The 24,521-nt window shown below is 63.1% G+C and carries 19 protein-coding genes and 1 pseudogene; 16 read left to right on the top strand and 4 right to left on the bottom strand.

What is annotated here, in order from left to right; translation table 11 throughout:
* Nucleotides 1-51 precede the first annotated feature (51 nt).
* Complete coding sequence (locus JQ624_RS30190; protein WP_212422556.1) at nucleotides 52-1,464, top strand: MBOAT family protein; 1,413 nt, start codon at nucleotides 52-54, stop codon at nucleotides 1,462-1,464.
* 3 nt (nucleotides 1,465-1,467) lie between these two features.
* Nucleotides 1,468-2,646, top strand: a complete 1,179-nt coding sequence (locus JQ624_RS30185; RefSeq protein ID WP_212422555.1) for an alginate O-acetyltransferase AlgX-related protein — start codon at nucleotides 1,468-1,470, stop codon at nucleotides 2,644-2,646.
* Between the two features lie 303 nt (nucleotides 2,647-2,949).
* Here JQ624_RS30185 and JQ624_RS30180 read toward each other — a convergent pair whose 3' ends face one another.
* The gene (locus tag JQ624_RS30180) at nucleotides 2,950-4,242 is read right to left on the bottom strand and encodes a M20/M25/M40 family metallo-hydrolase (RefSeq protein ID WP_212422554.1); all 1,293 of its coding nucleotides are present in this window, start codon (nucleotides 4,240-4,242) and stop codon (nucleotides 2,950-2,952) included.
* Between the two features lie 358 nt (nucleotides 4,243-4,600).
* Between JQ624_RS30180 and JQ624_RS39415 the strand changes: the two genes are divergently transcribed.
* Together JQ624_RS39415 and JQ624_RS30175 are read left to right on the top strand one after the other, a co-directional pair.
* The gene (locus JQ624_RS39415; RefSeq protein ID WP_283816982.1) at nucleotides 4,601-4,735 is read left to right on the top strand and encodes a hypothetical protein; all 135 of its coding nucleotides are present in this window, start codon (nucleotides 4,601-4,603) and stop codon (nucleotides 4,733-4,735) included.
* Nucleotides 4,736-4,747: 12 nt separating this feature from the next.
* The gene (locus JQ624_RS30175) at nucleotides 4,748-6,337 is read left to right on the top strand and encodes an ATP-binding protein (RefSeq protein WP_212422553.1); all 1,590 of its coding nucleotides are present in this window, start codon (nucleotides 4,748-4,750) and stop codon (nucleotides 6,335-6,337) included.
* Between the two features lie 861 nt (nucleotides 6,338-7,198).
* Here the strand turns inward: JQ624_RS30175 and JQ624_RS30170 are convergent.
* Nucleotides 7,199-7,804, bottom strand: coding sequence for a DNA-3-methyladenine glycosylase (locus JQ624_RS30170; RefSeq protein WP_212422552.1), 606 nt, complete (start codon nucleotides 7,802-7,804; stop codon nucleotides 7,199-7,201).
* A 177-nt stretch (nucleotides 7,805-7,981) separates the two neighbouring features.
* Here JQ624_RS30170 and lipA point away from each other — a divergent pair.
* The 4 genes and pseudogenes from lipA to JQ624_RS30150 all read left to right on the top strand — a co-directional run bounded on the left by lipA (nucleotide 7,982) and on the right by JQ624_RS30150 (nucleotide 11,826).
* Nucleotides 7,982-8,939, top strand: a pseudogene (lipA, locus tag JQ624_RS30165) (lipoyl synthase).
* 109 nt (nucleotides 8,940-9,048) lie between these two features.
* Nucleotides 9,049-9,588 (top strand): DNA topology modulation protein, encoded by a 540-nt coding sequence (locus JQ624_RS30160; protein WP_212422551.1) that lies wholly within the window; start codon nucleotides 9,049-9,051, stop codon nucleotides 9,586-9,588.
* Entirely contained in the window at nucleotides 9,588-10,067 is a 480-nt protein-coding gene (locus JQ624_RS30155) for a type II toxin-antitoxin system RatA family toxin (RefSeq protein WP_212422550.1), read from the top strand. Before JQ624_RS30160 ends, JQ624_RS30155 begins: the two co-directional genes overlap by 1 nt.
* Before the next feature lie 85 nt (nucleotides 10,068-10,152).
* Nucleotides 10,153-11,826: a thiamine pyrophosphate-binding protein gene (locus JQ624_RS30150; protein ID WP_212422549.1), complete on the top strand. Its 1,674-nt coding sequence runs from the start codon at nucleotides 10,153-10,155 to the stop codon at nucleotides 11,824-11,826.
* A gap of 8 nt (nucleotides 11,827-11,834) precedes the next feature.
* On the opposite strand, the gene JQ624_RS30145 is transcribed toward JQ624_RS30150, so the two are convergent.
* Together JQ624_RS30145 and JQ624_RS30140 are read right to left on the bottom strand one after the other, a co-directional pair.
* On the bottom strand, nucleotides 11,835-12,437 hold the full coding sequence (locus tag JQ624_RS30145) for a CinA family protein (RefSeq protein ID WP_212422548.1): 603 nt from the start codon (nucleotides 12,435-12,437) through the stop codon (nucleotides 11,835-11,837).
* Nucleotides 12,438-12,440: 3 nt separating this feature from the next.
* Nucleotides 12,441-13,637 (bottom strand): bifunctional 2-C-methyl-D-erythritol 4-phosphate cytidylyltransferase/2-C-methyl-D-erythritol 2,4-cyclodiphosphate synthase, encoded by a 1,197-nt coding sequence (locus tag JQ624_RS30140; RefSeq protein WP_212422547.1) that lies wholly within the window; start codon nucleotides 13,635-13,637, stop codon nucleotides 12,441-12,443.
* 287 nt (nucleotides 13,638-13,924) lie between these two features.
* On the opposite strand from JQ624_RS30140, the gene dusB reads away from it, so the two are divergent.
* From dusB to JQ624_RS30100, 8 genes are all read left to right on the top strand, one after another.
* Complete coding sequence (gene dusB / locus JQ624_RS30135) at nucleotides 13,925-14,926, top strand: tRNA dihydrouridine synthase DusB (RefSeq protein ID WP_212422602.1); 1,002 nt, start codon at nucleotides 13,925-13,927, stop codon at nucleotides 14,924-14,926.
* Nucleotides 14,923-16,098, top strand: coding sequence for a nitrogen regulation protein NR(II) (locus tag JQ624_RS30130; protein WP_212422546.1), 1,176 nt, complete (start codon nucleotides 14,923-14,925; stop codon nucleotides 16,096-16,098). Before dusB ends, JQ624_RS30130 begins: the two co-directional genes overlap by 4 nt.
* Before the next feature lie 9 nt (nucleotides 16,099-16,107).
* Nucleotides 16,108-17,550 carry a nitrogen regulation protein NR(I) gene (gene ntrC / locus JQ624_RS30125; protein WP_212422545.1) on the top strand — a complete coding sequence of 481 codons (1,443 nt, stop codon included), beginning with the start codon at nucleotides 16,108-16,110 and terminating at the stop codon, nucleotides 17,548-17,550.
* 167 nt (nucleotides 17,551-17,717) lie between these two features.
* Nucleotides 17,718-20,069: a PAS domain-containing sensor histidine kinase gene (locus tag JQ624_RS30120; RefSeq protein WP_212422544.1), complete on the top strand. Its 2,352-nt coding sequence runs from the start codon at nucleotides 17,718-17,720 to the stop codon at nucleotides 20,067-20,069.
* Nucleotides 20,070-20,086: 17 nt separating this feature from the next.
* Nucleotides 20,087-21,457 carry a sigma-54 dependent transcriptional regulator gene (locus tag JQ624_RS30115; protein ID WP_212422543.1) on the top strand — a complete coding sequence of 457 codons (1,371 nt, stop codon included), beginning with the start codon at nucleotides 20,087-20,089 and terminating at the stop codon, nucleotides 21,455-21,457.
* Between the two features lie 301 nt (nucleotides 21,458-21,758).
* A complete protein-coding gene (gene hfq, locus JQ624_RS30110; protein ID WP_006020546.1) occupies nucleotides 21,759-22,007 on the top strand; it encodes an RNA chaperone Hfq in 249 nt (82 codons plus the stop codon).
* An 11-nt stretch (nucleotides 22,008-22,018) separates the two neighbouring features.
* A complete protein-coding gene (gene hflX / locus JQ624_RS30105) occupies nucleotides 22,019-23,395 on the top strand; it encodes a GTPase HflX (RefSeq protein ID WP_212422542.1) in 1,377 nt (458 codons plus the stop codon).
* Between the two features lie 171 nt (nucleotides 23,396-23,566).
* Nucleotides 23,567-24,506, top strand: a protein-coding gene (locus JQ624_RS30100) for an IS630 family transposase (protein ID WP_212422541.1) whose coding sequence is annotated in 2 segments (ribosomal slippage) — nucleotides 23,567-23,902 and nucleotides 23,904-24,506 — 939 coding nt in all. Because the reading frame shifts where the segments join, the coding sequence is not laid out codon by codon here.
* Nucleotides 24,507-24,521 lie beyond the last annotated feature (15 nt).

Raw genomic sequence — 24,521 nt, 5'->3', positions numbered from 1 at the left:
CCTGTCATATATTTCCACATAACCTGTTCTTTATCTCCTTGAGTTCCTTCAATGCTGTTCTACGAACCATCGTTCGTGACGTTCTTTGCCGCGTTCTACGCGCTTTATCTGTTGGCGACAGCTTCGGTTACGAAGAAATCAGCGCTGTTGATCGCCAGCATGCTGTTCTATCTCTGGGGCGAGCCGGTCTTCGTCCTGCTGCTGCTGCTTTCGACCACGGCGGATTACACTCTTTCATTTTACCTCAATGACAAGGTGCCGCACCGGTCAAGGCGGCTCGCCCTCACGGTTGGAATTGCAGGCAATCTGGGCATGCTGATTGTCTACAAATACGCCGATTTTCTTCTCGGCAATCTCAACGCGTTGCTTTCGTCATTCGGTCCGCACCTCCTGCCGCTGCTGCATATCGCGCTCCCGATCGGCGTCTCGTTCGTCGTGTTCGAGAAGATCACGTATCTGGTCGATACCTATCGCGGGGTTTCCTGGCCTGCGGCGTCGTTGTGGGACTACGCCCTGTTCGTGTTCTTCTTTCCCAAATTGCTGGCTGGTCCGATCCTGAAATACCATGAGATGAGGGATCAGATCGCGGCGCCGCCTCCGATTCAGTGGAGTGATTTCGGCGACGGCTTTCTCCGCTTTGCGCGCGGTCTCGGACGCAAGCTGCTGATTGCCGACCCGCTCGGCGCATTCGCCAATCAGGTGTTCTCGGCCGACCCCGCGAATCTCGGCGCATCCTATGCCTGGCTGGGCCTCGTCTGTTTTGCCGTACAGATCTATTTCGATTTTGCCGGTTATTCCGACATGGCCATCGGGCTTGCCCGGATGCTCGGATTTCGCCTGAGGGAAAACTTCAATGCGCCCTACATTTCGCAATCGCTGACGGAATTCTGGCGGCGCTGGCATATCTCCCTGACGACCTGGATTCGCGACTATCTATACCGGCCGCTCGGCGGCAATCGCCAGGGTGAGGCTCGCACCTATCTGAATCTCTGGATCTGCTTTCTCGCATCCGGGCTGTGGCACGGCGCCAGTGGGAATTTCGTGCTGTGGGGTGCCTATAACGGACTGTTCCTGACGCTCGACCGGATGTTCCTGCGCGACACGTTGCAACGTTGCGGCCGCATCGTCGCCACCGCCATCACCTTGTTCATCGTCATGATCGGATGGGCGCTGTTCCGCTCCGAGCAGCCGTCGCGACTATTGCCGTTCCTCGGCGCACTGTTCGGAATGTCGGAGGGAACAACGGCGCTGGAAGTGCCGGCCGAGGTGCCGCTCACACTCTTCATCGGGGCGCTGGTTTCGCTGTTTCCGGCAACGCCGCTTTATCCCTTGCTGGCACGCGCGCACGAGCAACTAGCCTGGCTCAGGTGGGTGACCGTCGCCGTGCTGGTCCTGATCTATGTCCTGGCGTTGGCGCGGGCATTTGCCGTGCCTTTCCAGCCCTTCATCTATTTCAGGTTCTGACGAATGAACCGCTTTGCCCTCACACGCCCAATACCGCGTCTGCTGCTCTGCGGGGCGCTGGCGCTGTTGCCACTCGTCACTGCATGGAATCTGGCCGTGGCGCCGAGCCGGGAGATCAAGATCGGGCCGAAGCTTGGCGGCGTCACTCTCGAAGCGCCCGTCACCATGTCCTGGTCGTCGCTGCGTGACGGCAGCCTTCAGAAGGCTGTGGCAAGCCGGCTAACCGAAGCCATCACTTTCCGGCCGCTCTTGATCCGGCTTAACAACGAGATCCGTTTCGAACTGTTCGGCGCTCTGACCGCGCCGCAGGTCGTCAGCGGCAGGAAGGGACAATTGATCGGCCAAAACTATCTCGACGAATATTGTTCGCGTACCGAGGACCGGGGGGCCACGCTTGCGGCCGCGACCATCCCAAAGCTCAGGGCGATCCAGGACTACTATTCCGAGCGCGGCAGCGTATTCGTCTATATCGTCTCGCCCTCGAAGGCAGCGCATTTGCCGGAGCATTTCCTCGATCGCCTTTCCTGCCCGAGCACGCCGGCGGCGCGGGCGCAACTCGTTCCGCAATATGTCAATGCGCTCAGGGATTCCGGCATCAACGTGCTGGATGGCGCGGGCCTGATTCACGCGCTCAAGGGACGTTACGAAGTCGACCTGTTTCCGCAGGGCGGAGAGCACTGGAATGATCTCGGTGGCGCGCTGGTGGTGAGCGCCCTGGTGAAGGAAATCAACGCCCAGGCCGGCCGTGAGATCGTGCCGCCGTTCACCTTCACCTATACGCTGTCGCGGCCGACCGGCGGTGCCGATCGCGAACTGGCCGATCTGCTCAACGTGTTCTTTCCGCCGCTCGGCTATCTGACGCCGAAGGTGAATTACGTTCAATCGACCCCGTGCGAGCAGGGGGGCGCGCGAACGCTGGACGCGGCGATTGTCGGCAGCAGTTTTGGCCATCTGCCCGCCAGTATTCTGATCGAGCACAACTGCCTCTCCGCTCTCAACCTCTATTACTATGCCAGGCTGGGGCGGTTCGGCGGCGTTCCCTATCGTGAACTACAGAGAAACCCGGGGGACAACGACCTTGCCGCGCTGCGCAACGTCAAGCTCATGATGATCGAGGAAAACGAGTCCCTTATCGGTCGCTCCAGTTATGTCGACGAGATGTTGAGGATCGTCGGCCGATAGTGCGCGGCGACTTCGAATTACGGTGACACTGTCACCGTAATTCTTCGTCATTGCGAGCGCAGCGAAGCAATCCATCGTGCCGCGAGGAAGGTATGGATTGCTTCGTCGCTCCAGCGCAAAATTGCTTTGCAATTTTGTCGCGAGCTCCTCGCAATGACGGCTGAGGTAGTCTCGGTCATCGTTGAGGACTGATCGACGCTTGGCCACGGACGACGGTGACAGCGCAGTCATTTGCAGATCGCCGGCGGTATTGGTCCCACCAGCAATCGAGTACCGTGTCGCCGTACCACCGCTGCACCGGTCTCATTTCACCTTGTCCTGCGACACATCCATGATCATGCGCGCCGACAAATAAAGGCGCGGCACGATTGACTCCAGCTTCACGTATTCGGCGTCGTTCGAGTGGGCGCCGTAGCTGCTCAGGCCGAAACCCTCGATGACGGGGGCGGTGGTCTTCAGCGCCGCGAAGGCGGCGTCGGTACCGCCGCCAGAGGCCACGTCGAGCACCTTCAATGGCAAGCCCAGTTCCTCGTAAATGGCGGCGCCGTGGGCGGCCAGGCGGCGCGAGGCGGGCGTGGCCTCCAGCGGCGGGCGGCGCATCTCGAACCGGAGCTGCACCTTGGCGTCGGGAAGTCGTTGCGACTTCACGCGTTGCTGCAGAGTGGCCTCCAACTGGGTGAAATCGGACACTTTCAGCGCCCTTGCGTCGCCTTGCGCGGTGGCCTGTGCCGGGATCACGTTGCGGTTGGTACCGGCCTGCGAGACCGTCCAGTTCAGGCTCAGGCCCTGGTCGCGCCGCGACAGGTCGCTCAATTGCAACACCTGATGGGACAACTCGACCAGCGCGTTCACGCCCTTGTCCGGCGCAGCGCCGGCGTGCGAGGCCTTGCCGTCCACGGTCAGGTAGGCCGCGCCGATGCCGCTGGTGGCCAGGCGCAGGCGGCCGTCCTCGCCGCCGCCTTCGTAGGAGAACACGGCGTCGTGTTCGCCCGCCATGCGGGTGATGGTGCTGCGCGAGCCCGGCGAGCTGATCTCCTCGTCGCCGTTGATCAGGACGGTCAGCGTGCCGTAATCCCTAAACTGCAATGTTTGCAGCATCGCTATCGCGTGCAGGATGAGGGCTACTCCCTGCTTGTCGTCGGCGATGGCGAGCCCATAGGCGCGCTCGCCGTCGATGCGGAAGGGTTGGTCCTTCAGCATGCCGGGCAGGTAGACGGTGTCCATGTGGGCGATCAGCATGATCTTCTTGGCTCCGGTCCCCTTGAATTCGGCGTGCACCATGGCGCCCGGTCTGGGCGGCGTGTCGTCCATCCGGTAGACGTCGGTCGGCTCAATGATCTCGACCTTGCCCCCCAGCCGCGTCAGGCGTTCGCCGATCAACGCCGCCAGCCGGGCCAGGCCCTCGGCGTCCTTGCTGCCGGATTCGATGTTCACGAGATCGCGCAGCGTGTCGAGCAGCGAGGCTTTTTCCTGCTGCGCCAGATCGTGGATGCGACCCTCCGGCGCAGCCCGAGAGGGCAGGGCCGACAAGGCCAGGGTGCAGGCAGCGATGCAGGCCAAGGGCAAATGCCGAGGGAACCGGGCGGGACGCGACATGGTGGTCCTTTCAAATGGCGGCCTGATGATTGATGGGGCTCGAACGGAAATTGAGACTGCACCGGACCCTGTTGATAGTAACCGGAAGCCGGCGCCTGCTCCAAACGTTCGAGCGTTCTGGCTGCGACATCCGGGGTGTGGTGGCTCGATACTTGGGGCGTAATTCATAAATTCGGAGCGGTCGGCGGACGTCCGCTTTGGTGCGCATTCCGGACGCAAGTCGGACATCGCCCGCTGGTCAGGGCAGGTGGGACCGCGGCGGCGGGCACACCACGGATTATCTCCCACGCCGCGGAGGCCGCGCGTGCTATCGTTCCAAGTATCGAAAATATTGACCTCAGCCCGGGACGGAGTTGCCATGAGCCGGCGCGAATTCATCGACGTTCTGGGCGGCGCCTCCATCGCGTGGTCGCTTGCCTTCCCTGATGCGAGTGGGCAGGAATTGAGAAAGGCCTATCGAGTGGGCTTTCTGGCAATGTCTCAACTCAAGTAGGATATTCTGAACATGTCGACGCTCACCCCGCACGGCGCGTGCCTGCTGTGGAAGCCGGAATTGATCTGGCTGAATGCCGTTTCCGACGCCATGCTCGCCGGTGCCTTCTTTGCTACCGCGTTCGTCCTCGGGTTCTTCGTGTGGCGTCGCCGCGATCTCATGTACCGCGGCGTGTTCGGGATATTCGCCATCTTCGTCACGGTCTGCGGGATAACCCGCCTGCTGGCGATCCTCACCTTGTGGGTGCCGGCCTACGACATCGAAGGCCTTACCAAAGGCTTCCTGGCGCTGATATCGGTCGGGATCACGGCGGCACTGCTGCTGTCGCTGCCGCGGATCCTGGTGCAGCCGTCACGCACGCAACTTCAGCAGGCCAATGCGGCGCTTGAGGAGGAAATCCGACACCGGCGCAAGGCCGAGGCCATGGTTAAACGTTTTCAGGAGATCGAGGCCAACGAGGCCCAGGTCCGGCAAGCGCAGAAGATGGAAGCCGTCGGCCAACTCACCGGTGGTGTTGCGCACGACTTCAACAACATTCTGACCGTGATCACCGGAACCATCGAAATCCTCGGCGAGGCGGTCAAGGATCGTCCGCATCTCGTCCAGATCACCGATATGATCAGCGCCGCCGCAGCGAGGGGGGCTGACCTGACGCGGCATCTGCTGGCCTTCGCCCGTCGGCAGCCGCTGCAGCCGCGCAACACTGACGTCAACGCCCTGGTCATCGATGCCGCGCGGTTGCTGCGACCGACTCTCGGCGAACAGATCGAAATCGAATCGATGCTGGCGCACGATTCCGCGCCGGCCCTGATTGATCCCAGTCAGCTCTCGACTGCGATCCTCAACCTCGCACTGAATGCGCGTGACGCCATGCCGAACGGCGGCAAGCTCACGCTCGAAACCAGGAATGTCGTGCTCGACGAGAACTACCCCGGCATGACCAGCGAGCTCAAGCCGGGCGACTACGTCATGATCGCGGTGAGCGACACGGGGGAAGGAATCCCAGGCAGCCTGCTCGACAAGGTGTTTGAACCGTTCTTCACCACCAAGGAGGTCGGAAAGGGATCGGGGCTGGGTCTCAGCATGGTCTACGGGTTCGTCAAGCAGTCGAACGGACATATCAAGATCTACAGCGAAGAGGGCCACGGCACCACCGTGAAGCTTTACCTGCCGGCGGCGGCGGGCCTGCCGGACGCGCTGGCCGGCGAGACTGGTATCTCGGGGGTCGAACACGGCGACGAATCCATCCTGATTGTCGAGGACGACGCGCTGGTCCGCGAATACGTCGTGACGCAGATCAGCCGTTTCGGGTACCGGACGACCGCCGCCGGCAATGCCGCCGAGGCGCTGGCCATCATTGATGGTCCCGAACGCTTCGATCTGCTGTTCACTGACGTGATAATCCCCGGCGGACTAAACGGCCGTCAGCTCGCGACCGAGGCGCTGAAACGGCGCCCGGAACTCAAGGTGCTCTATACGTCCGGTTATACGGAGAACGCCATCGTCCATCATGGCCGCCTCGACGCCGGCGTGCTGCTGCTGCCGAAGCCTTACCTCAGTTCCGATCTCGCCCGGATGATCCGGATCGCGCTGGCATCGTGAGTTCTTTGGGGGGAGCGATTGCACTCAACTGCGTCAGCCGGAGTTCGCGAGATGGGATGGGCCATGCTTTCCAGCCCTGCGCCAATGTGCGATTTTCCTTTGCAACTTCAAGCTGATTTGCCCCGTCCAGTCTCGCCCGCAAAAATATTCCGCTTCGCGCCAGACCCAAATCACCCCTACAACCTCCGCCATCCCGTCCTAAGAAGAGGGGCGTTGGCCATCGTCACGAACGTTGGGGCGGGTTGCGGTGGACGCGGCAGCGTCAGGCGCGTGGATGTATTCGCAGGGCGGGCTTCCGTGAGCGAACATCGCGCGCAGACGAACGGCGCTTAAACGCTTCCGCCAGATCTTCGGTTGGCCGGCACTCGGCTGGTTGGAGTCTTTGGTGGAGGAAGCTGCGTACGGCAAAACCGTGTGGTCCTGGCGCCCGTGGCTGGCGTCAAGCCGGCGGAGGTTTGCAAAGCTCAACCGGGCGATGCGAACCGTCAATTCGCTGGCGACGGAGGCAAGAGGAATTCGTCTCCGGGGAGAGCTCGGCATAAGCCGTAAAACCATTGCGCAGGGAATGCCGGGATGCTCCGGCTGTACCTGTATGCTCGTGTGCGCATTCTTGAGTGCATCCTGCACACGAGACCGCGGGTGCCAGCCGGCACCCGGCATTCCCTGCGCCCTCTGTTTCGATGGAGGGTAAACTTCAAGCAAGCCTCGGGCGCAACGCGCCGCGAGATTGCAGAGGTGTATCTGGTAGGATGGGTGGAGCGAAGCGATACCCATCAATGCCGGTGCGTGGGGCGATGGGTATCGCTTCGCTCCACCCATCCTACGGACTTCGCTCGCGACGACGGTCTCATGCTCCAGTTGTCAAAACGGCTTGCTCAAAAACCTCGATCCCTTCAACCCGTAGCGCCACGGCAGGTCGGCCGCTTTTGTAATGCCGATCCGCGCGCCGGCGACGATCTCGGGTTTGCCGGGCCGCGCATGGAGTGCGAATGGCGGCTGATCGAGCGGCAACGCATTATGTTTGACGGTGATGCCCAGCGCCTCGCAGAGCTTGCCGGGCCCGGAACACAGCGCGCGTTCCTCCTGCAGGCCGCGGCGGCGGCGCATCGCAGGCAGACCGTGGGTCGGCTGCAGCGCACGGATCAACACGGCGCTGGCCGAGCCTTCCTTTTCGCAGACGAAATTCACGCACCAGTGGATGCCATAGGAGCGGTAGACATAGGCAAAACCCGGCGGGCCGAACATCACGAGGTTGCGCGGCGTCGGCCCGTTGAAGGAATGCGCGGCCGGCTCGGTGTGATGATACGCCTCGACCTCGGTGATGATGCCGCCGACGCCATCGACCAGGAGCGTCGCCCCGATCAGGTCGGGCGCGACCTCATGCACGCTGCGGCCAAAAAACGAGCGTTTCAGCGGCTTGCCGAGGCGAGGGGCGGCGGCATCGGCCGGCTTCGGATTTTGAGCCATTTTCAGGTGGGAATCAGGGCGGAACAGGTGAAAACTACCAATATGTTGCACGTTTCTGCTAGGTTCGGCGAGCCGGATTGCGGCCCTTCCGCAATCGGGGTTGCGGCCTTCCGCAACTGGGTTGCAGCCACCAGGAACACCGATTAGCTAGATGTTCTCGCAATAGCCGGACTTAACATGGTCGTTCTCGTCGATACCGTCTCAGCTACCCAGGTCCGCCCGCGTCACCCCGAAAAGGTGAACCGGCCGGATGCGCTGTCGCCGCCGAAGCCGAACTGGATCAGGGTGCGCGCGCCGAACACGCGCGGCTATGCGGACACGAGAAAGATCGTCAAGGAGAACGGCCTCGTCACGGTGTGCGAGGAGGCGGGCTGCCCGAACATCGGCGAGTGCTGGGACAAGAAGCACGCCACCTTCATGATCATGGGGGACACCTGCACGCGAGCCTGCGCGTTCTGCAACGTCAAGACCGGCATGCCTGGCGCGCTCGATGGAGCCGGAACATGTCGCGGAGGCCACCTTCAAGCTTGGGCTCACCCATGTGGTGGTGACCTCGGTCGATCGCGACGATCTCGCCGATGGCGGCGCTGAGCATTTTGCGCAGACCATCCGCGCCATCCGCGCGCGCTGCCCGACGACGACCATCGAGATCCTCACGCCGGACTTTTTGCGCAAGGAAGGTGCGTTGGAAGTGGTGGCCGCGGCCAAGCCCGACGTGTTCAACCACAATCTGGAAACCGTGCCGGCGCGCTATCTCACGGTGCGGCCCGGTGCGCGCTATTTCCATTCGATCCGGCTGTTGCAGCGGGTCAAGGAGATCGATCCGACCATCTTCACCAAGTCAGGCATCATGGTCGGCCTCGGCGAGGAGCGCCACGAGGTGCTGCAGGTGATGGACGATCTGCGCTCGGCCGAGGTCGATTTTCTCACTATCGGGCAATATCTGCAGCCGACCCGCAAGCACCACGCCGTCATGCGCTACGTGACCCCGGATGAATTCGGAGGGTATGAGAAGGTCGCCTACACCAAGGGCTTTCTGATGGTGTCGGCGAGTCCGCTGACCCGCTCGTCGCACCACGCGGGCGAGGATTTTGCCAAGCTGCAGGCGGCGCGCCTCGCACGGGCTGGAGCGTGATGACTTTTCTTCGAATCGTCATCCCGCTCTGTCTCTTTGATTGGAGCATGATCTTTCGGAAAACCGGTGCCCACTTTTCCGGATCATGCTCTAGCCTCGGATAGAACCAATGCAACGCGTTCTTGTCATGGGATCGTCTGGGTCCGGCAAGTCGACATTTGCTCGGCAGCTGTCGGAGATGACGGGCATTCCCTTTGTTTCGCTGGATGCGCTGTACTGGAAACCCGGCTGGGTCGCCTCCGATAATGCCGAGTTCGGACAGCGCGTGGCCGAGATCGCGCGCCGGCCGCAATGGGTCATGGATGGTAACTACACCAGGCACGGCGCGGGTGAATTGCGCCGCCATTGCAGCGACACCGTGATCTGGTTCGACCTGCCGCGCAGGAGCTGCATGTTCGGCATCGTGAAGCGGATCGCCGGCAGCTATGGCCAAGTCCGCCCGGAGATGGCCGAAGGCTGTCCGGAGAAATTCGACGTCGAGTTTTTTCGCTATGTCTGGACCTACCGCCGGCAACAGCGGCCAAAGCTGTTGAGCTATTTTGAAGGACTGCGCGCCGATCAATCGCTGGTCTGCTTCACCGACCGGACGCAGGCGAACGACTATCTGACGGAAATCGCGCTCAGGCAGAACCGGGCGAGTATCCACTGATGCCGCGCTTTTCCAGCAAGCGCCGGGTTCATCATACCGCGTCGCAGATGTTCGATCTGGTCGCCGATGTCGAGCGTTATCCGGAATTCGTGCCACTGTGTCAGTCGCTGCGGATACGTCAGCGCACGTCGAGGGGAGACGGCACTGAAGTCATCGTCGCCGACATGACGGTGTCGTTCAAGCTGGTGCGGGAATCCTTCACCAGCCGGGTGACGCTGGACCGGCCGAACCTGAGGATCATGGTCGAATATCTGAAGGGCCCGTTCAGCAACCTCGAAAACCGCTGGTCGTTCGAACCGAAATCCGAAACCGACTGCGACGTCGGGTTTTTCCTGTCGTACGAATTCAGAAGCCGGATGCTGGCGATGCTGATGGGAACGATGTTCGACACCGCGTTCCAGCGTTTTGCCGCGGCGTTCGAAAAGCGTGCGGATGCGGTTTACGGAAAGCCGGGGGCAGGGCCGCGGCGGGATATCTGATCTTGCAGGAAAACCGGTTGCTGGTGCCGCCGCCATTCTCTAAGCCGGGTCCAAATCCGTGATCCCGTAACCGAAGGACGAGGCAATGGACGCAAATCTTCGAACCGGTGGCCATATTCTGATCGAGCAACTGGCCCTGCACGGCGCCGACACCGTGTTCGGCGTCCCCGGCGAGAGCTTCCTCGCCGCGCTCGACGGCATGTACCAGAGCCAGCGCGTGCGGTTCGTCAACGCCCGGCATGAAGGCGGCGCGGCCATGATGGCGGACGCCTATGGCAAGCTGACGGGCCGCCCGGGTATCGCGTTCGCCACGCGCGGGCCCGGCGCGACCAATGCGTCAGCCGGCGTTCATGTCGCGTTTCAGGATTCAACGCCCATGATCCTTTTGCTGGGCCAGGTCGGGCGCGACATGATGGAGCGCGAGGCGTTTCAGGAAATCGACTATCGGCTGATGTTCGGGCCGATGACGAAATGGGTCGCCCAGATCGATGACGCGCGGCGGATTCCGGAGTTCATCTCGCGCGCCTTCTTCACCGCGACTTCGGGCCGTCCCGGTCCGGTCGTGCTGGCGCTGCCCGAGGACATGCTCACCGACAGCGCCGAGGTGCCGGATGCGCCGCCCTACACGCCGCTTCCGATCGCGCCTGACGAGGGGGCGCTGCGGCAGTTCCATGCGCTGCTGTCGGAGGCGAAGAAGCCGTTTTTGATCGTCGGCGGCGGCGGATGGAGCGATCAGGCACGCCGCGATCTCGAGGCGTTTGCATCGGCGCATGAAGTGCCCGTCGGCGTCTCGTTCCGCTGCCAGGACTATTTCGATAATCTGCATCCCTGCTATGGCGGCCACATCGGCATCGGGCTCGACGCCAAAATAGCCGACCGGATCCGCACCAGCGATCTGGTGATCGCGCTTGGCGCGAGGCTGGGGGAGGCCACCACTGGCGGCTACACGCTGTTCGATATTCCAAAGCCAAGGCAGCCGCTGGTTCACGTCTATCCCGACCCCGAAGAGATCGGCCGCGTCTATTCGCCGACGCTCGGCGTGGTCGCGAGCAGCGCGGCCTTTGCGGCGGCGATCAAGCGGCTGGAGCCGAAGCATCGATCGCGCGCCGACCATGTCAAGGCGGCGCATGCCGACTATCTCGCATTTGCCGAGCCGACGCGCTCGCCCGGCGATGTGCAGCTCTCGCAGATCGTGCGCGGTTTGAGCGATCGCCTGCCCCATGACACCATCATCTGCAACGGCGCCGGCAATTATGCGGTCTGGGTGCACCGGTTCTGGCGCTATCGGCAATATCGCACCGAACTCGCGCCGACCTCGGGTTCGATGGGCTATGGCCTGCCCGCGGCCGTCGCCGCCAAGCTGCAGCATCCCGAGCGCACGGTGATCGCATTTGCCGGCGACGGCTGCTTCCAGATGACCGGGCTGGAGTTCATGACCGCGGTCGAAAACCGGCTGCCGCTGATTGTAATCGTCTGCAACAACGGCATGTACGGCACGATCCGGATGCACCAGGAGCGGACCTATCCTGGCCGTGTTTCCGGTACCGATCTCGCCAACCCCGACTTCGCGGCACTGGCGCGCGCTTGCGGCGGCTTCGGCGCGCATGTCGAACGCACCGAAGATTTCGCGCGCGCTTTCGACGAAGCCGTGGCAAGCGGACTTCCGGCCATCATCGAGCTTTCGATCAGCCCGGAGGCATTGACGCCGGTAAGCTCGCTGAGCGAAACGCGCGCCAAGGCTTTGGCCGCGCAGGTCTGATACTGGTCTTAAGTTCGCGCCGGCCGGCGTCGCTTGACGGCGCTGCGCCGCGGCGTACGCGCCACCCGTGGGCGCAGCCGGCTCATCGTTTCGCGTCGCGGCTTGGCGGGCGGCTGCGGGCCGCGCGCCAGTTCCATCAGCATGCGCAGCGCCTCCACGACGGAGCGCTGGCGCACGGTGGTGCGGCCAATGGCTCCAAAACGGAATTCGCGGTGGAGTATTTTTCCGTCGCGCGAGGCGACCGCGAAATGGACGAGGCCGACCGGCTTGCCCGGCGTGGCGCCGCCGGGACCTGCGATTCCGGTAATGGATACCGCGAGATCAACGCCGGCTTTTTCCAGGGCGCCGATCGCCATCGCGGTCGCGGTTTCCTTGCTGACGGCGCCGAAGGTCGCAAGCGTCGTGGCCTTGACGCCGAGCATCGCGCGCTTGGCGTCGTTTGAATAGGTGACGAAGCCGCGGTCGATCACGTCCGATGAGCCGGGAATGTCGGTGAGCGCGCCGGCGACCAGGCCCCCGGTACAGGATTCCGCCGTCGCAATCGTCAGCTTGCGCATCCGGCAGAGGTCGAGCAGCGAGCGGGAGAGGGCGCGGGCGTCGCTGCCGCTCATGGCTTACTCGCTCCAACCTTTATCGTCCCACGGCAGACGGATGGTGGCGCTCGCGGTCGCGGCGATGCCTTCCTCGCGGCCGGTAAAGCCGAGCCGTTCGCTGGTCGTCGCCTTGACGGCGATGCGCGAAATGTTGAGCCCGGTGATCTCGGCAATCCGGGCGCGCATGGTATCGCGCAGCGGCCCGATCTTCGGACGCTCGCAGATCATCGTGACTTCGAGATTGGCGATCCGGCCGCCGCGCGCGGTGACGCGGTCGACGGCATATTTGAGGAACTTGTCGGACGCGGCGCCTTTCCACTGCGGGTCGGTCGGCGGAAAGTGCGAACCGATATCGCCGTCCGCCAGCGCGCCGAGAATGGCGTCGACCAGGGCATGCAGGCCGACATCGCCGTCGGAATGGGCGAGAAAGCCGCGTGTATGCGGCACGCGCACGCCGCAGAGCATCAGGTGATCGCCGTCGCCGAAAGCGTGCACGTCGTAGCCGGTGCCGGTCCTGATGTCGCCGAGCTGGGCGGCGAGGCGGGCTTCCTCGCGGGCAAAATCTTCTGATGTTGTCAGTTTCATGTTCGCAGGATCGCCTTCAAAGGTCGCTACCGTCAATCCCGCCCATTCGGCGAGCGCCGCATCGTCGGTGAAATCGCTGCGGCCGTCGCGCGCGGCGCGGCGATGGGCATCGAGAATCACATCGAAGCGGAACGCTTGCGGCGTCTGCGCGATTCGCAGTCGCGCGCGTTCGGGCGTCGCCTCGACGTCGCCGGTATCGCCGACCTGCTTGATCGTGTCTGTGACCGGGATCGCAGGGACCGCCGCGCCGGTGCGGCCGGCGGCATCGATCGCGCGCGAAATCACCGCAGGCGTTACGAATGGCCGCGCGGCGTCGTGGATCAAAACGATGTCGGGCTTTTCCGCCGCCAGCGCTTCGAGCCCGGCATGCACCGAGGCTTGACGCGTCGCGCCGCCATTGGTGGGAGGCTGGTGGCGCAGTCCCGCGACAGCCTCGTTGAACGTGGCGGCGTCATCGGGATTCACCACCGGCTGCACGGCAAACACGTCCGGATGTCGGCAGAACGCCTGCATGGCGCGGAAGATCACGGTCTGTCCGCCGATCTCGCGATATTGCTTGGGTCCCCCGGCACCGGCGCGAAGCCCGCGTCCGGCTGCGACGAGGATGGCTGCGGTACGCTCAGGTCTGGGCATTGGGACTCAAATACGAACGAATCAGGGTTGAGGAGAGGGCGTCGGGCCGCGCTGGCGCACAGCCCTTACCATGCCGAATACGGAAAAACAGAGCGATTCCATTAGCTGTGGGAAAAGCGGTTTTTGTTGCAGTGCACTTGCACAAATGATAGATCTGTCTAAAGTGTAGGCAAGAAGCTTGACTGCCCAAGATTTGTGCTCACAATATGCGCCGACGGTTGCAATGAAGCCGCCGCCCTAACCAAGAGAACGACGTGACCGGCCCGGAAAGTTCAGCCTCTAAGCCGTTGAAAATAGGCGAGATTGCCGTCGCCAACCGGGTTCTCCTGGCGCCGATGTCCGGCGTCACCGATGCTCCCTTTCGACGCCTTGCCGCCACTCTCGGCGCAGGACTGGTCGTCTCAGAGATGACCGCCAGCGACGAGCTCGTGCACGGCAGGCCGATGTCGCTTCTGCGCTGCGAGGCAGCGGGTGTCGGAACGCACGTCGTTCAACTCGCAGGTTGCGAGGCGCATTGGATGGCGGAGGGCGCACGGGTTGCGGAAGCGGCCGGCGCCGACATCATCGATATCAATATGGGCTGTCCGGCGCGTCATGTCACCGGCGGTCAATCCGGCTCGGCGCTGATGCGCGATCTCGATCATGCGCTCAAGCTGATCGAAGCCACGATCGCGGCGGTGAGCGTGCCGGTGACGCTGAAGATGCGGCTCGGCTGGGACGATCGCTCGCTCAACGCGCCCGAACTGGCACGCCGCGCAGAAAAGGCCGGCGTGCAGATGATTACCGTGCACGGACGGACGCGTTGCCAGTTCTACAAGGGCGTCGCCGACTGGACCGCCGTGCGCGCGGTCAGGGACGCGGTCTCCGTGCCGCTCGTCGTCAACGGTGACATCACTTCATTCGAGAAGGCGGTCCAGGCGCTGGATCGGTCAGGGGCGGACGCCGTGATGATCGGGCGCGGCGCGCAGGGCCAGCCCTGGCTCCCGGGGCAGATCGGCCGCCGGCTCGAAACCGGACAGGCGGAGACTGCACCGTCGCTCGCCGAACAACTCGCGCATGTGCGCGCCCTCTACGACGAAGTCTGCAGCCATTACGGGCTGCGCATCGGGCTCAAGCACGCACGCAAGCATCTCGGCTGGGCGTTGGAGATCGCGGCCCAGTACAGCCGCGCGCCGGCCGAGACGTTGAAGGGCTGGCGGCAAAAGGTTCTGACGTCGGAGGATCCGCACCGCGTGCACCGATCGCTGCAGGACGCGTTCGACGATTTTGCATGGAGTGCTGCCGCATGACGTCAGCCGCAGAACATCGCCGCGCCGTGCCCTCCGACAGCGAGGCCATCCTCAATGCGCTGCCCAATCCAGTGCTGCTGGTGGCGCCCGACGGCCGCATCGTCGACGCCAACATCGCTGCCGAATCCTTCTTCGAGATTTCGACGCAGTTTTTGCGGCGGCAGTCGCTGAAGGAGCTGGTGCCGTTCGGCAGCCCGCTGCTGGCGCTGATCGATCAGGTGCGCTCGAGCGGCTCGCCGGTCAATGAATACAAGGTCGATCTCGGTACGCCCCGCATCGGCGGCGACCGCCAGGTCGATCTGCACGTCGCCCCGCTAACCGAGCGGCCGGGCCATATCGTGGTGATGCTGCAGGAGCGCACCATCGCCGACAAGATGGATCGGCAATTGACGCATCGGAGCGCGGCGCGCTCGGTGATCGCGCTGGCGGCGATGCTGGCGCATGAAATCAAGAACCCGCTGTCGGGAATCCGCGGCGCGGCGCAATTGCTGGAGCAGGCCGCCTCATCCGAAGACCGCATGTTGACCCGGCTGATCTGCGACGAGGCGGACCGCATCGTCACGCTGGTCGACCGCATGGAAGTGTTCGGCGACGACCGTCCGGTGGCGCGCGGACCGGTCAACATCCACTCCGTGCTCGACCACGTCAAACGGCTGGCGCAGTCCGGCTTCGCCCGCAACATCCGCTTCGTCGAGGACTACGATCCGTCATTGCCGCCGGTGCTGGCCAATCAGGACCAGCTCATTCAGGTGTTCCTCAATCTCGTGAAGAACGCTGCCGAAGCGGTGGCCGATCTCGGCTCGGACGCGGAAATCCAGCTCACCACCGCCTTCCGTCCCGGCGTTCGCCTGTCGGTGCCGGGCAAAAAATCGCGGGTGTCGCTGCCGCTCGAATTCTGCGTCAAGGACAACGGTTCCGGCGTGCCGGAAGACCTACTGCCGAACCTGTTCGATCCCTTCGTGACGACGAAGCAAACCGGCAGCGGGCTCGGCCTGGCGCTGGTTGCCAAGATCGTCGGCGATCACGGCGGCATCATCGAATGCGAATCCCAGCCGCGGAAGACCACCTTCCGCGTGCTGATGCCGATGTTCAATCCCACCAAACAGTTCGACCAAAGCAACCGCGACGGCGTTCCGGGTACGCTGCCGCCTGCGTCACAGGACGCAAGATGAGGAATAACGATGCCCGCAGGTAGCATTCTCGTTGCCGATGACGACACCGCCATCCGCACGGTTCTGAACCAGGCGCTTTCGCGCGCCGGATACGAAGTTCGCCTGACCGGGAACGCCGCCACGCTGTGGCGCTGGGTCAGCCAGGGCGAGGGCGATCTCGTCATCACCGACGTGGTGATGCCCGACGAGAACGCGTTCGACCTCTTGCCGCGGATCAAGAAGATGCGGCCGAACCTGCCCGTCATCGTCATGAGCGCGCAAAACACCTTCATGACGGCGATCCGGGCCTCGGAACGCGGCGCCTATGAATATCTGCCGAAGCCGTTCGACCTGAAGGAGCTGATCACCATCGTCGGCCGCGCATTGGCCGAGCCGAAGGAGCGGGTGGCAAGTGCGGCGGATGATTCCGAATTCGATTCGATTCCCCTCGTCGGGCGCTCGCCGGCCATGCAGGAAATCTACCGGGTGCTGGCGCGGCTGATGCAGACCGACCTCACGGTGATGATCTCCGGCGAGTCCGGCACCGGCAAGGAACTGGTCGCCCGCGCGCTCCATGACTACGGCAAGCGCCGTAACGGCCCGTTCGTCGCCGTCAACATGGCGGCGATCCCACGTGACCTGATCGAATCCGAACTGTTCGGCCATGAGCGCGGCGCGTTCACTGGCGCCAATACCCGCGCGTCGGGCCGATTCGAACAGGCCGAAGGCGGCACGCTGTTTCTCGACGAAATCGGCGACATGCCGATGGAAGCGCAGACTCGGCTGCTGCGCGTGCTGCAGCAGGGCGAATACACCACCGTCGGCGGGCGCACCCCGATCAAGACCGACGTCCGGATCGTGGCGGCCAGCAACAAGGACTTGCGCATCCTGATCCAGCAGGGGTTGTTCCGGGAGGATCTGTTCTTCCGCCTGAACGTGGTGCCGCTGCGGCTGCCGCCGCTGCGGGAGCGGATCGAGGATCTGCCCGATCTCATCCGGCATTTCTTCTCGCTCGCCGAAAAGGACGGCTTGCCGCCCAAAAAACTCGACACGCTGGCGCTGGAGCGGCTCAAGCAACATCGCTGGCCCGGCAATGTGCGCGAACTCGAGAATCTGGCGCGTCGGCTGGCTGCGCTTTACCCGCAGGACGTCATTACGGCCTCGGTGATCGATGGCGAGCTGGCGCCTCCGGCGGTCACCTCGGGCGGCAACGCGCCGATGGGCGTGGAGAACCTCGGCGGGGCGGTCGAGGCCTATCTGTCGTCGCACTTCTCCGGCTTCCCGAACGGTGTGCCGCCGCCGGGCCTCTACCACCGCATCCTCAAGGAGATCGAGGTGCCGCTGCTCACCGCAGCGCTGGCGGCCACGCGCGGCAACCAGATCCGCGCGGCCGACCTGCTCGGCCTCAACCGCAATACGCTGCGGAAGAAGATCAGGGACCTCGACATTCAGGTCTACCGGAGCGGCGGTTAGGGATTGCACTCGCTTCCCTCCGCAATAAAGACGGGTGGCGCGGCTGGGGATCGCTTGCTTTAGCGGTCGGATGGCCGCGGAATTGTCGCAATTCGGCAACATTGTGATATGAATGCATCAGTCCGCGCCAGGCGGGCACCAGCCCTTTCAAATCACCGATTGCCGGAATGACCACCGCAGAGACGACCTCGGCACCATCGTTCGACCCGTCGCTTGCCGAATCCGGAGGCGGGATCCTGCGGAAGTGGGTGGCGCCGTTTGCGGTTGCGATCGCGCTGCTGTCGGCGTTTCTGACCTTCGTGGTCCTGAGCGGCCTGACACCGATCGAGCCGACCCGCCAAGTGGTCTATTCGTTCCTGCTGATCAATGCGGCGACCATCCTGCTGCTGGTCTGCATCATCATCCGCGAAGTCTGGCAAGTAATTCAGGCGCGGCGGCGCGGCAGGGCTGCGGCCAGGCTGCACGTCCAGATCGTCAGCCTGTTCTCCGTCATCGCCGTGCTGCCGGCGGTCGTGGTAGCCATTGTCGCCAATATCACCCTTGATCGTGGCCTCGACAGGCTATTTTCCGGGCCGACGCGCGCGGCGATCGAGAATTCGCTGAACATTGCCCACGCCTATGTCAACGAGCACGCCTATTTGATCAATGGCGACATTCTGGGGATGGCCAACGACCTCTCCAATGCGCGGCCACTTTTCGACCAGGACCGGCAGTCATTTTTCGAGTTGCTGACGAACAACGCTGCCTCGCGCAATTTGCCGGGCGCGATGCTGATCGACAAGGACCGCAACGTTCTGGTGACGGCGCAAACCGGCATCCAGCAGCAATTCTCGACGCCACCGCAGGAGTTCCTCAGCAATATCGGCGAAAGCAAACCGGAGATCGCGGTGTTCCCGGAAGAAAACTACGTCGCAGCGATCATTCGCCTCCACGGCTTCACTGACACCTTTCTTTACGTTGCCCGTCTGCTCGACCCGCGGGTGGTCAGTCAGCTTAAGCAGACCCAGGCCAGCGTTGCCGAATACGCCCAGATCGAATCCCGCCGGCTCGGCATTCAGGTCGCCTTCGCGCTGATGTTTGCGGTGATCGCGCTGACCATTCTGATGGCGTCGGTGCTGATCGGGTTGAATTTCGCCAATTGGCTGGTGGCGCCGATCCGCAATTTGATGAGCGCAGCCAATATCGTTTCGACCGGCGATCTGCATGTCCAGGTGCCGGTCCACAAATCCGAAGGCGACCTCGCGCAGCTCGGCGAGACCTTCAACAAGATGACGGCCGAATTGCGCACCCAGCGTGACGAGCTGGTGAACGCCTCCGACCTGATCGACAGCCGCCGGCGATTCATCGAGGCCGTGCTGTCGTCGGCGAGCGCCGGCATCATTGGCGTCGACGCCTCCGGCAGCGTCGGCATCCTGAACCGTTCGGCCGAGAAGCTCATCGGCCATGCCGAGTCGGAGACGCTGGACCATCCGCTGTCGGACGTGCTGCCCGAGCTCGACGACATGATGAAGACGGCGCGCGAGGGCACGCAACGCCTGGTGCAGGGCCAGATCACGATCATGCGCGACGGCCATGAGCGCAACCTGTCGGTCCGCGTCAGCGCCGAGCAGACCAGCCAGTCGCGCGACAGCTACATCATCACGCTCGACGACATCACGGAGCTCGTCTCCGCGCAGCGGACGTCGGCATGGGGCGACGTCGCGCGCCGCATCGCCCACGAAATCAAGAATCCGCTGACGCCGATCCAGCTTTCGGCCGAGCGCATCCGCCGCAAATTCGGCAAGGTCATCACCGAAGACAAGGGTATCTTCGAGCAATGCACCGACACCATCGTGCGGCAGGTCGACGACATCAGGCGAATGGTCGATGAATTCTCCCGCTTCGCGCGAATGCCAAAGCCGGTCATGGAAGGCGAGGACGTCGCCGATACCGTGCGCCAGGCGGTATTCCTGATGAAAGTTGGCCATCCCGATCTCGATATCGAGGCTGATATCAAGCAAGACCCGATGCGGGCGCAGTTCGACCGCCGGCTGATTTCGCAGGCGCTGACCAACATCATCAAGAACGCGACGGAGGCGATCGAGCAGGTGCCGCCGGAAGAACTCGGCAAGGGACGCATCGACGTCATCGCCGCGCAGGAAAACGACGACATCGTGATCGACGTGATCGACAATGGTATCGGCCTGCCGAAGGTGAGCCGTGCGCGGTTGCTGGAGCCCTATGTGACGACGCGCCAGAAGGGCACCGGGCTCGGGCTCGCTATCGTCGGCCGCGTGCTGGAAGACCATGGCGGCCGCATCGAACTCAAGGATGCCTCCGATTTCCGGCCCGGGCAGCGCGGCGCTTGGATGCGGCTGCGGTTCGCCGTGTCAGGCCATGCGCCGAAGGCGGAAGCGAAGCCGCCGGAGTCGAACGCAAAACCACAGGTTGACCAAACAAAAGCGCCGTCAGGCGAAACCAATGAGGCGGTATCCGCGACCAATGACGAAGCAAGAACCGAAGCCGCAACAGGCAACTGACAAGACAGGTGTAACCCATGGCCAGTGACATTCTGATTGTCGACGACGAAGCCGATATTCGTGACCTCGTTGCGGGCATCCTGGAGGACGAAGGCTTCAAGACCCGCACCGCGCGCGACAGCGATTCGGCGCTGGCCGAGATCGCCAACCGCCGCCCGCATCTGGTGTTTCTCGACATCTGGCTGCAGGGCTCCAAGCTCGACGGCCTGCAATTGCTTGAGCAGATCAAGAAGGATCACGCGGAGGTTCCCGTGGTGATGATCTCCGGCCACGGCAACATCGAAACCGCGGTAGCCGCGATCAAGCGCGGCGCCTACGACTTCATCGAAAAGCCGTTCAAGTCCGACCGGCTGATCCTGGTAGCGACGCGGGCGCTGGAGACCTCGCGCCTCAAGCGCGAGGTGAAGGAACTCAAGCAACTGGCTCCCACCGCCAGCGTTCTCACCGGCCGCTCCGCCTGCATGAACCAGTTGCGCCAGACCATCGACCGGGCAGCCAAGGCCAACAGCCGCATCCTGATCGTCGGCCCCTCGGGGTCGGGCAAGGAACTGGCCGCGCGCACGCTGCACAATGCATCGAGCCGTGCTGAAGGACCGTTCGTCGTCATCAACGCCGCGGCGATCACGCCGGAGCGGATGGAAGTCGAACTGTTCGGCATCGAGCAGTCGAATGGCGAGCAGGCGCGCAAGCCGGGCGCGCTGGAAGAGGCCCACGGCGGCACGCTGTTCATCGACGAAATTGCCGACATGCCGCGTGAGACCCAGAACAAGATCCTGCGCGTGCTGGTCGATCAGACCTTTCAGCGCTCGGGCGGCACCGCCAAGATTCATGTCGATGTTCGCATCATCTCGTCGACCGCGCGCAACCTGGAGGAAGAGATCGCGGAAGGGCGATTCCGCGAGGATCTCTACCATCGGCTGTCGGTGGTGCCGATCCGCGTCCCGCCGCTGTCGGAACGCCGCGAGGACATTCCCGAACTGATCGACTATTTCATGGACCAGATATCGGCGGCGACGGGCCTGCCGAAGCGGCAGATCGGCCAGGACGCAATGGCGGTGCTGCAGTCGCATGTCTGGCCCGGCAACGTCCGCCAGCTCCGCAACAATGTCGAGCGCGTCATGATTCTGGCCGGCGGCGGCCCCGAAGCAATCATCACCGCCGACATGCTGCCGCAGGATGTGGGTTCGATGGTGCCGGCGATGCCGACCAGCAACAATGGCGAGCACATCATGGGACTGCCGCTGCGTGAGGCGCGGGAAGTGTTCGAGCGGGACTACCTGATCGCGCAGATCAGCCGGTTCTCAGGCAACATTTCGCGCACCGCCGAATTCGTCGGCATGGAGCGTTCGGCGCTACACCGCAAGCTGAAGGCGCTTGGGGTTGGCTGAGACTTGAGTGAATCGCTTGTTCGCTACGTGCCGCAATCATCGGCTCATCTCGCTCGCTTTGAGCCGATCCATGCACTTGCTTTGGAATATTTATCTCTTTCCGCGCTTTTACGGAGAATGGCCACTGGGTTCCGGCTAGGCGGGGCCCGAACCGGCTTGCCTTAAAAGCGCGCGTACCCTCTAATTGAACTGCCGAGCCGACCGGAGGGGGATCTCAGGGGACGCCGGCAAGTCGGGGGCAGGCTCCATGAGAGAGCAACAGCCGGCTTAATAAAAAGAAACACACTGCGGGACAAAAACAATGGCGGCAGACCGCGCACAAAATCTACAAGACACCTTCCTGAATCACGTTCGCAAAACAAAAACGCCACTGACGATCTTTCTGGTCAACGGAGTGAAGCTGCAGGGGATTGTTACCTGGTTTGACAACTTCTGCTTGTTGCTTCGGCGCGACGGTCATTCGCAGCTTGTCTACAAGCATGCGATCTCGACCATCATGCCGGGGGCTCCGATTCAGTTGTTCGAAGGCGGCGAGGATGCTCCGGCTTGAGAGTGAACTGATTGGAACCCCTCAACCGCGAAGGGAGCGCCGATCGTCCGCGGTCGGCGGGGGCTAAGCAAAGCGGGCGGGTGATCGTCATCGGCCCTTATCTGCGAATGCGCCGCGGCGACGCCGATGCGCAGGCGAGCGATGTTGTGCGCGATTCCGAGGCCCGGCTCGAGGAAGCGACGGGTCTGGCGCGCGCCATCGACCTCACGGTCGCCGACACGCTGATTGCGCCTATCAGCCAGATCCGGCCTGCGACCTATCTCGGCAAAGGCAAGGTCGAGGAGATCACCGGCCTGATCGCGGGCCACGACATCGAACTTGTGGTGATGGATTGCGCGCTGTCGCCGATCCAGCAGCGCAATCTCGAGAAGGCGTGGAACACCAAGGTTCTCGACCGCACCGGGCTGATTCTGGAAATCTTCGGCCGCCGCGCCAAGACCAAGGAAGGTTCGCTGCAGGTCGAACTGGCGCATCTCAATTATCAGCGCAGCCGGCTGGTGCGGTCGTGGACCCATCTGGAGCGCCAGCGCGGCGGATTCGGATTCATGGGCGGCCCCGGCGAGACCCAGATCGAAGCCGACCGCCGCCTGATCGGCGATCGCATCACGCGGCTGGAGAACGAACTCAAGAAAGTGCAGGCGACGCGGCGGCTGCATCGCGCCGGCCGCCAGCGGGTGCCCTACCGCGTGGTGGCGCTGGTCGGCTACACCAACGCCGGCAAGTCGACGCTGTTCAACCGCCTCACGCGTGCTGATGTGCAGGCGGCCGACATGCTGTTTGCGACGCTGGATCCTACCTTGCGCGCGCTGAGCCTGCCGCATGGCGGCAAGGCGATGCTGTCGGACACCGTCGGATTCATTTCCAACCTGCCGACGCAACTCGTCGCCGCGTTTCGCGCCACGCTGGAAGAGGTGCTGGAGGCCGATATCATTCTCCATGTTCGCGATATCTCGCACGAAGACGCGGAGGCGCAGGAGCGCGACGTCGACACCGTGCTGCGCCAGCTCGGCATCGATCCCGACTCTGGCGCACGCATTCTCGAAGTCTGGAACAAGATCGATCGCTTCGATCCCGAGGAACGCGAAAACCTGCGCAACATCGCCGCGCGCCGTCCGCCGGAGCGGCCCTGTTTTCTGGTGTCCGCCGTGTCAGGCGAGGGCGTGAATGAGCTGTTGACTGCGATCGAGGATCGGCTGGCGGCGACACGCACGACGCTCGATCTGTCGATCGATGCTTCCGACGGCGCCGGCATCAGCTGGCTGCATCGCAATGCCGAAGTGCTCAACAAGGAGCTCCACGAGGGGCGTTTCGACATGACCGTGCGCGTCGACGAGACCAAGCGCGACATCGTGGTCTCCCGGTTTGACGCCGTGCCACACGTGGCGTGATTGTCGTCCTTGCCTAGTGCGCCATTGCGCACGGGAGCAGGGACCCATAGCCACAGGCCGTGATTTTAAGCGCGGCATTAAAGCGGGATGGGGTTAGGTTGAATCGATTTGGGATTCCCAAATCAGCGGGCTTCTGATTCACCATGCTGGCTGGACAGGAGGCCAGCATGGATGGGCAAGCCCTATTCTCTGGATCTTCGCAAGCGTGTCGTGGCGGCAATTGAGGGTGGGATGTCCCGCAATCAGGCGGCCAAGCGGTTTGGGGTCGCGATCAGCACGGCCATCGGCTGGATGCAGCGGGTTGAGGAGACCGGCAGCGTTGAACCTGGTCAGATGGGCGGTCACAAGCCGAAGGCGATCTCGGGCGACCACGCGGTCTGGCTGTCGCAGCGGCTCAGGGACGGTGATTTCACCATACGCGGGCTCGTTGCTGAGCTTGCCGGACGCGGTCTGAAGGTCGATTACCACTCGGTGTGGGATTTCGTGCATGCCGAGAAGCTCAGCTTCAAAAAAAAGCGTGGTGGCTGGCGAACGCGATCGTCCCGACGTGGCGCGGCGGCGCGTCCAATGGACAAAGTATCAAGACCGCGTCGAACCTGAGCGGCTCGTCTTCATCGACGAGACCTGGACCCGAACCGACATGGCTCCCTTACGGGGATGGGCGCCGCGCGGGCGCAGACTCCCCGCCAAGGTTCCCCACGGCCGCTGGAAGACCATGACCTTCCTGGCGGCTTTGCGCCATGACCGGATTGATGCGCCGTGGTTTATCGAGGGACCGATCGACGGCGAGAGCTTTCGGACCTATGTGGCGAAGGTTCTTCTGCCGACGCTTCGACCCGGAGATATCGTGGTCATGGACAATCTTGGCAGCCACAAAGGCAAGCTCGTGCGTCAGCTCATCCGATCCGCCGGAGCCAAGCTGTTCTTCCTGCCAAAATACTCACCCGACCTGAACCCGATCGAACAGGTCTTTGCCAAGCTCAAACATCTGCTCCGAAAGGCCGCGGCGCGAACCGTCGATACAGTCTGCACCGCCATCGGTGAGGTCCTCGACGCCTTCACACCCGAAGAATGCGCCAACTACCTTAAAAACTCAGGTTATCGAAGCTAATGCCATCACGCTTTA

Origin of the sequence: Bradyrhizobium sp. AUGA SZCCT0283 (assembly GCF_018130385.1) — a bacterium.
Classification (GTDB): domain Bacteria; phylum Pseudomonadota; class Alphaproteobacteria; order Rhizobiales; family Xanthobacteraceae; genus Bradyrhizobium.
This window is presented reverse-complemented; position numbering and strand designations above follow the sequence as displayed.

Bases quoted from the DNA above. Each gene is read 5' to 3' on its own strand.
- JQ624_RS30190 (WP_212422556.1), top strand. From the start codon at position 52: ATGCTGTTCTACGAACCATCGTTCGTGACGTTCTTTGCCGCGTTCTAC.
- JQ624_RS30185 (WP_212422555.1), top strand. From the start codon at position 1,468: ATGAACCGCTTTGCCCTCACACGCCCAATACCGCGTCTGCTGCTCTGC.
- JQ624_RS30180 (WP_212422554.1), bottom strand. From the start codon at position 4,242: ATGTCGCGTCCCGCCCGGTTCCCTCGGCATTTGCCCTTGGCCTGCATC.
- JQ624_RS39415 (WP_283816982.1), top strand. From the start codon at position 4,601: ATGAGCCGGCGCGAATTCATCGACGTTCTGGGCGGCGCCTCCATCGCG.
- JQ624_RS30175 (WP_212422553.1), top strand. From the start codon at position 4,748: ATGTCGACGCTCACCCCGCACGGCGCGTGCCTGCTGTGGAAGCCGGAA.
- JQ624_RS30170 (WP_212422552.1), bottom strand. From the start codon at position 7,804: ATGGCTCAAAATCCGAAGCCGGCCGATGCCGCCGCCCCTCGCCTCGGC.
- JQ624_RS30160 (WP_212422551.1), top strand. From the start codon at position 9,049: ATGCAACGCGTTCTTGTCATGGGATCGTCTGGGTCCGGCAAGTCGACA.
- JQ624_RS30155 (WP_212422550.1), top strand. From the start codon at position 9,588: ATGCCGCGCTTTTCCAGCAAGCGCCGGGTTCATCATACCGCGTCGCAG.
- JQ624_RS30150 (WP_212422549.1), top strand. From the start codon at position 10,153: ATGGACGCAAATCTTCGAACCGGTGGCCATATTCTGATCGAGCAACTG.
- JQ624_RS30145 (WP_212422548.1), bottom strand. From the start codon at position 12,437: ATGAGCGGCAGCGACGCCCGCGCCCTCTCCCGCTCGCTGCTCGACCTC.
- JQ624_RS30140 (WP_212422547.1), bottom strand. From the start codon at position 13,637: ATGCCCAGACCTGAGCGTACCGCAGCCATCCTCGTCGCAGCCGGACGC.
- JQ624_RS30130 (WP_212422546.1), top strand. From the start codon at position 14,923: ATGACGTCAGCCGCAGAACATCGCCGCGCCGTGCCCTCCGACAGCGAG.
- ntrC (WP_212422545.1), top strand. From the start codon at position 16,108: ATGCCCGCAGGTAGCATTCTCGTTGCCGATGACGACACCGCCATCCGC.
- JQ624_RS30120 (WP_212422544.1), top strand. From the start codon at position 17,718: ATGACCACCGCAGAGACGACCTCGGCACCATCGTTCGACCCGTCGCTT.
- JQ624_RS30115 (WP_212422543.1), top strand. From the start codon at position 20,087: ATGGCCAGTGACATTCTGATTGTCGACGACGAAGCCGATATTCGTGAC.
- hfq (WP_006020546.1), top strand. From the start codon at position 21,759: ATGGCGGCAGACCGCGCACAAAATCTACAAGACACCTTCCTGAATCAC.